A 6,089-nucleotide genomic window follows, 5' to 3' on the forward strand; every position below is an offset into this window, starting at 1 on the left:
CGATACGTCACCAAGTGATGCCGCTGCGTGGCTCAATGAAAACGGATACGATGCGGCCCCGGTCTACGCTGACGGCGATCCAGTCGGATTCGTACATAAGAATGACATCACGAACAGCGATAAGGGAGAGACTCTCAGCGACTCTCTCACCCCACTGACCATCGATTATATGATCAGCGGCGACACCCCGTTTACAGACCTTCTTTCTGCCCTCATTGAGAAGCCCCTCTACTTCCTTGGCGGTCACCGAGGTTTCGTGGCTGCCGGGGCCTTCCCCGATTGTGGCCGCCACGGGGCAGAAGTGACCACCGGCGCCAATGACCAGCGGCGCCTGGTACTCGCCGTTCAGGCACCATTCGCCGTCGTCGGTGCGTTCCAGGGACTTGAATTTGACGCCCTCGGCCCGATCGCTGCCGCTGCGCTCGAGCAGGTAGTGGTCGAACTCACAGCGGCGGATGCCGTAGCTGACGGGCTCGCTGCCATGGTCATTCTCCACCGCCTTCTGCCCCATCATGCCGATGCGGAAGCGATGGATGGGCTGCATGATGTTCTCCCGCCGGTAGTCATCCGGGTTGATGGCCAGGAGCTCCAGCACGGCGGGCGTGACCCAGCCCGCGCAGGTCTTATCCCGGGGGAAGGTCTGCTTGTCGACCACCAGGGTATGGTAGCCCCGCTGTGTCAGGGTCTGTGCCATGGTGGAGCCGGCCGGCCCACCACCAACGATCAGTGCATCATAGCGCTGTACCATCAGTAACTGTCCTCCGGCGGCACGTTGGAGCTGGTGTAGAGGTGTTTACGGTTACGTGGCACATTGTTGTTCTCGGGGTGCGCCAGCACCATCTGGAACAGCTGGAGTGCGTTCGCCCGGAACGAGGCGATCGAGCCGGCCAGGTAGAGGCGCCAGGCCCGGACGAAGTTCTCACCGTACATCTCGCGCACGGTGTCGATGTTGGCCTCAAAGCGGGCGAGCCAGTCCTCCAGGGTTTCGGCGTAGTGCAGCCGCAGGTTCTCCACATCCAGCACCGAGAAGGGACCGGCCTCGCCGATACTGGTGAATTCGGTGATGCTGGGTGGATAGGCGCCGGGGAAGATCCGCTTCTCGATCCAGGCGTTGGTGCGCATCGGGTAGTTGCGCCCGATGGAATGAACCAGCGCCAGGCCCTCGGTCTTCATGTGCCGGCGGATGACCGCGGCCAGGTCCGGATAGTAGTCGGTTCCCACATGCTCGAGCATGCCCACGGAAACGAATCGGTCGTACAGGCCGGAGATGTTGCGGTAATCGTCCAGCACGTACTCCACCTGGTTTTCCAGGCCTTCCTCCTTCGCTTTTTCGCGCGCGAAGGTCACCTGTTCCTCGGAAATGTTGAACGCGCGCACCTTCACGCCGTAGTGCTTCGCCATGTAGCGGGCGAGTCCGCCCCAGCCACAGCCGGCTTCCACCACGGTCTCGCCGGGCTTGAGCTGCAGCTTGCGGCAGACCAGCTCAAGCTTGGCGAGCTGGGCCTGTTCCAGGGTGATGTCCGGTTCCTCGTAGTAGGCGCAGGTGTACTGCATCTGGGCCCGGTCCAGCCATAGCTGGTAGAAATCGTTGCCCATGTCGTAATGGTGGTGGATGTTGTCCCGGGCCGCCTTGAGGCTGGTCGAGCGCGGCGCTTGGTCGCGCCAGAGCATGCGCAGGAACAGCGGCAGCTTCTCGTAGGCCTGGTCCAGTGAGCGGTAGAGATCCGTGAGAAGATCCGGCATGTGGCCGTCCATCTCCAGCCGCCCTTCGCTGTAGAGGTCGCCGAAGGCCAGGTTCGGGTTGGTCATCAGTTCATACAGCGCGGAACGGTCCGCCACCCGCAGGCGGTAACATGGGCTCTGCCCGGAAGGCGTGATCTCCTGGGTTCCCCATAGATCCAGGGTCAGGGGCGGATTGCCGGCCACCGACAGGAATTTCTCCGCCATCCAGCGCTCGGCGCCGGTGGCTGTGCTGTTCGGCTCAATGAGTGACTGGGTCAGGCCCAGCGGTGAAAAGCGGTCACTTCGGAATGACCGTGCCGTTTCCCTTTGAGGGGTTTTCTGTTCCATAGGTGCCCTCCAGCATCCGGTTGTTATCTCCCCATACGGTATCGAGTATAGGAAGTGATCAGTTCATGCGGCAACTGCAGGATGTGATGGGGGCCACGTTGGCGTTCTCCAAGGGCCTTCGCAGTGGCCGCGGAACGCGCTAGCCTTGGCGCTGGTTTTCCGGGAGCAACCGATGGAAGCACTGTTTGCAATGCTGGTCCGCTGGTTTGAGCGCCATGAAACCTTCCTGTGGGCCCTTGGGGGCGTTTCCCTTCTGATGTTTGTGGCCACGCTGGTGGCGGTGCCGTTCGTCATCGCCCGGATTCCGTCGGACTATTTCACCCGGCCGCGGCGCCGGCGCTATCTCCTCCAGGGCCGCTATCCGCTGCTGGGGCTGCTGGCACTCATCCTCAAGAACCTTCTGGGCCTGATCCTTCTGCTTGCGGGGATCGCGATGCTGGTGCTGCCGGGGCAGGGCCTTCTGACCATCCTCATCTCGCTGACGCTTCTCAATTTCCCGGGCAAATACCGCCTGGAGCGCTGGGTGGTTGAGCGCCCGGCGGTGTTCCGGTCCATCAACTGGATCCGGCGGCGCTGGGGAGTGCCCGAGCTCGAGTTTCCGTCGCTGTAGATCCCGGGCGTGCGGATCTTTTCATTGCGCCTTATTCCGTGTAGAGTTGCGATTGTACATATATGGATATGCAGATATGGTTACGCCGGAGCAGTTCTTTCGAGCGCTTTCAGACACCACCCGGTTGAACAGCCTGTTGCTCCTTGAGCAGGAAGGGCGGCTCTGTGTCTGCGAGCTGGTTGCGGCCCTTGAGCTTTCACAGCCGCGTATCTCGCGCCACCTGTCCCAGCTCCGGGATCAGGGCATTGTGCAGGATGAGCGCCGTGGGCAGTGGGTGCATTACCGTCTGGCCACGGACCTTCCGGACTGGGCCCGCCAGGTCCTGCGCGCGGCGCTGGAGGCGCGGGATCTGGGTGAGCTCAGTGCCCGCCTTTCATGCATGACCCAACGTCCTTCCCTGGATGCGGCCCAATGAGGTTTGGTGATGAATGTGTTGTTCGTGTGTACCGGTAACTCCTGCCGCTCCCAGATGGCCGAGGGGGTCCTGCGGCATCTGGCCGGGGATCGCGTGAGCGTGGATTCCGCCGGTCTGGAAGCCCATGGCCAGAACCCGAGGGCCATCAAGGTGATGGATGAGGCTGGCGTGGATATCCGTGATCAGGCGTCCACCCTCCTGACGGATGCGCACCTGGAATGGGCGGATCTGGTGGTGACGGTCTGCGGTGATGCCGATGAGTCCTGCCCGATACTGCCCCCGGGGACGATCAAGCGCCATTGGGGACTGCCGGACCCGGCAAAAGCCCTGGGGTCGGAGGACAGGATCATGCAGCAGTTCCGTAACGTTCGGGATGATATAAGGGCACGGGTTGAATGCCTGATTCGCGATGACGTTGATGGAGGCCAGGCGTGAGTACCACTGAGGATACCCCGAACATCAAGGAGGGCATGGGTCTGTTCGAGCGTTACCTGTCGGTCTGGGTGGCGCTTGCGATTGTGATTGGTATTGCACTGGGGCAGTTCGCGCCCGTGGTGCCTGATGTGCTGTCGCGTTTTGAATACGCTCAGGTGTCGATTCCGGTCGCGGTCCTGATCTGGGCCATGATCTTCCCGATGATGGTGCAGGTGGATTTCGCCTCCATCGCGGGCGTGCGTCGCCAGCCTAGGGGGTTGGTGATTACCACGGCGGTGAACTGGCTGATCAAGCCCTTCACCATGTTCGCCATTGCCTGGTTCTTCCTGCTGGTGGTGTTCGCGCCCTTCATTGCCGAGGATATGGCACGCCAGTACCTGGCCGGGGCCATCCTGTTGGGGGCCGCCCCCTGCACGGCCATGGTGTTCGTCTGGAGTTACCTGACCCGTGGCGATGCGGCCTATACGCTGGTTCAGGTATCGCTTAACGACATCATTATGCTGTTCGCCTTCGCCCCCATCGTGATGGTGCTTCTGGGGCTGTCCAACATCATGGTGCCCTGGGACACCATTGCGCTTTCGGTCTTCCTCTACATCGTGATTCCGCTGACGGCCGGCTATGCCACGCGTCGTTATGTCATTGCCAGGAAGGGGAGTGATTACTTCGAGAACGTCTTCATGAAGCGTCTGGGCCCCGTGACACCCGTTGGCCTGATCCTGACGCTGGTGCTGTTGTTTGCCTTCCAGGGCGAGGTGATCCTCCAGAACCCGGTGCACATTGCGTTGATCGCAGTGCCGCTCATTCTTCAGACCTTCCTGATCTTCGTGATTGCCTACGGGTGGGCCAGGGCCTGGAAAGTCCCGCATAGCGTGGCGGCGCCGGGGGCCATGATCGGGGCCAGCAACTTCTTTGAGCTGGCCGTGGCCGCGGCCATTTCGCTCTTCGGGCTGCAGTCCGGTGCGGCACTGGCCACGGTGGTCGGCGTGCTGGTCGAGGTGCCACTGATGCTGGGGCTGGTCTGGATTGCGAACCATACCCGTCATTATTTTCCGGGAACCAGCCAGGGCTGAGGTGTATCGAATGGTAGATCTACCCAACGTGAACCGGACCTTTCTGGATCATCCGGATCTTGAGAAACTCAACAGCCCCGGAAGCGCTCATCCGCCACGGGTCCTGCTGCTCTACGGCTCGCTCCGGGAGCGTTCCTACAGCCGCTTCCTGGCCGAGGAGGCGCAGCGCCTTCTGCATGAGTTCGGCGCCGAGACCCGAATGTTCAATCCCTCGGGCCTGCCGCTGCCGGACGATGCGGAGGCGGATCACCCCAAGGTGCAGGAACTTCGGGAGCTTTCCCAGTGGTCCGAGGCGCACGTCTGGGTCAGCCCGGAGCGTCATGGCAACATGACCGGGATCATGAAGACCCAGATCGACTGGCTGCCGCTTTCGGTCGGCGGCGTGCGGCCCACCCAGGGACGGACCCTGGCGGTGATGCAGGTCTCCGGCGGTTCCCAGTCGTTCAACGCGGTGAACAACCTGCGTATCCTCGGGCGCTGGATGCGCATGATCACCATCCCCAACCAGTCCTCCGTGCCCAAGGCCTACCAGGAATTCGATGAGGCGGGCCGGATGCTGCCGTCACCGCTCTACGACCGGGTAGTGGACGTGATGGAGGAGCTGGTGAAGTTTACCCTGCTGCTGCGTGATCGCTCGGAGTATCTGGTCAGCCGTTATTCGGAGCGTAAGGCGGAAGACTGATCAGTTGAGGAAGAACACCGCTGTCATGATCGCGCCCGTGACGATGACCACGGCGCGTATGGTCGCCTCCGGCAGCTTCCGGGCTACCCTTGCGACCACATAGCCGCCCGCCACCGCCGAGATCATCATGACCAGGGCCTTGATCCAGATAATGGCCCCGCCGATGGCATAGAGTGCCACGGCGATAGCGGTAAGTACGGCGGAGATGAGGTTCTTGAGGCCCTGCATCCGGTTGAGACCGGTGTGGCCGAGCAGCCCGAAAGTGGCCAGAAGCACGATTCCGAGGCCGCCATTGAAGTAGCCGCCGTAGATACAGACCGCCAGAAGTGCTGTGATCTGGACGCCAGGGCGGGACTCGCCTCCGCTGGTATTCAGGTTACGCAGCAGGCGTGGCCCGAGGGCGAACAGCAGGGTGGCGGCCAGCAGCAGCCAGGGGACGATATCGCTGAAGACCGCATCCGGTGTGATCAGTAGAAGGCCGGCTCCGAGGCTGCCACCGATCAGGCTGGTGGCCAGGACTGCTGCCATGGAGAGTTGCTCCGGTGCCTTCAGATCCTCGCGGAACCCCCAGGTGCTGGCCATGTAGCCGGGGAGCAGCGCCATGGTCCCGGAGGCGTTGGCGGCTACCGGCGGTACGCCGGCCCAGACCAACGCCGGGAAGGTGAAGAAGCTGCCGCCCCCGGCTACGGCATTGAGACCGCCCCCCAGAAAGGCTGCCGCCACCAGCATTGTCCAGGTGAGCAGGGGCTCCACGCTTTACAGACCCCAGATGATTGCCAGCAGCAGACCCCAGGCCAGCACGCTTGC

General features: G+C 62.4%; 8 protein-coding genes. 5 read left to right on the forward strand and 3 right to left on the reverse strand.

The window, feature by feature from the left end:
• Positions 1-7 precede the first annotated feature (7 nt).
• Both QZ501_RS14595 and QZ501_RS14600 read right to left on the reverse strand, forming a co-directional pair.
• Positions 8-748, reverse strand: a complete 741-nt coding sequence (locus QZ501_RS14595) for an FAD-dependent monooxygenase (protein WP_295720537.1) — start codon at positions 746-748, stop codon at positions 8-10.
• On the reverse strand, positions 748-2,070 hold the full coding sequence (locus QZ501_RS14600; RefSeq protein ID WP_151439929.1) for a cyclopropane-fatty-acyl-phospholipid synthase family protein: 1,323 nt from the start codon (positions 2,068-2,070) through the stop codon (positions 748-750). The genes QZ501_RS14595 and QZ501_RS14600 overlap by 1 nt, the downstream gene beginning before the upstream one ends.
• 172 nt (positions 2,071-2,242) lie before the next feature.
• On the opposite strand from QZ501_RS14600, the gene QZ501_RS14605 reads away from it, so the two are divergent.
• The 5 genes from QZ501_RS14605 (at position 2,243) to arsH (ending at position 5,282) form a co-directional block, all read left to right on the forward strand.
• Positions 2,243-2,680, forward strand: coding sequence for a PGPGW domain-containing protein (locus QZ501_RS14605; protein ID WP_225741692.1), 438 nt, complete (start codon positions 2,243-2,245; stop codon positions 2,678-2,680).
• Between the two features lie 76 nt (positions 2,681-2,756).
• On the forward strand, positions 2,757-3,095 hold the full coding sequence (locus QZ501_RS14610) for a metalloregulator ArsR/SmtB family transcription factor (protein WP_151439930.1): 339 nt from the start codon (positions 2,757-2,759) through the stop codon (positions 3,093-3,095).
• 9 nt (positions 3,096-3,104) lie between these two features.
• On the forward strand, positions 3,105-3,530 hold the full coding sequence (locus tag QZ501_RS14615) for an arsenate reductase ArsC (RefSeq protein ID WP_151439931.1): 426 nt from the start codon (positions 3,105-3,107) through the stop codon (positions 3,528-3,530).
• 35 nt (positions 3,531-3,565) lie between these two features.
• Positions 3,566-4,600 carry an ACR3 family arsenite efflux transporter gene (gene arsB / locus QZ501_RS14620; protein ID WP_151440049.1) on the forward strand — a complete coding sequence of 345 codons (1,035 nt, stop codon included), beginning with the start codon at positions 3,566-3,568 and terminating at the stop codon, positions 4,598-4,600.
• Between the two features lie 10 nt (positions 4,601-4,610).
• The gene (arsH, locus tag QZ501_RS14625) at positions 4,611-5,282 is read left to right on the forward strand and encodes an arsenical resistance protein ArsH (RefSeq protein ID WP_151439932.1); all 672 of its coding nucleotides are present in this window, start codon (positions 4,611-4,613) and stop codon (positions 5,280-5,282) included.
• Here arsH and QZ501_RS14630 read toward each other — a convergent pair whose 3' ends face one another.
• Positions 5,283-6,011, reverse strand: coding sequence for a sulfite exporter TauE/SafE family protein (locus QZ501_RS14630; RefSeq protein WP_160899102.1), 729 nt, complete (start codon positions 6,009-6,011; stop codon positions 5,283-5,285).
• Between the last annotated feature and the right edge of the window lie 78 nt (positions 6,012-6,089).

It is taken from the genome of uncultured Halovibrio sp., from assembly GCF_913056445.1.
Taxonomy (GTDB): Bacteria; Pseudomonadota; Gammaproteobacteria; order Pseudomonadales; family Oleiphilaceae; genus Halospina; species Halospina utahensis_B.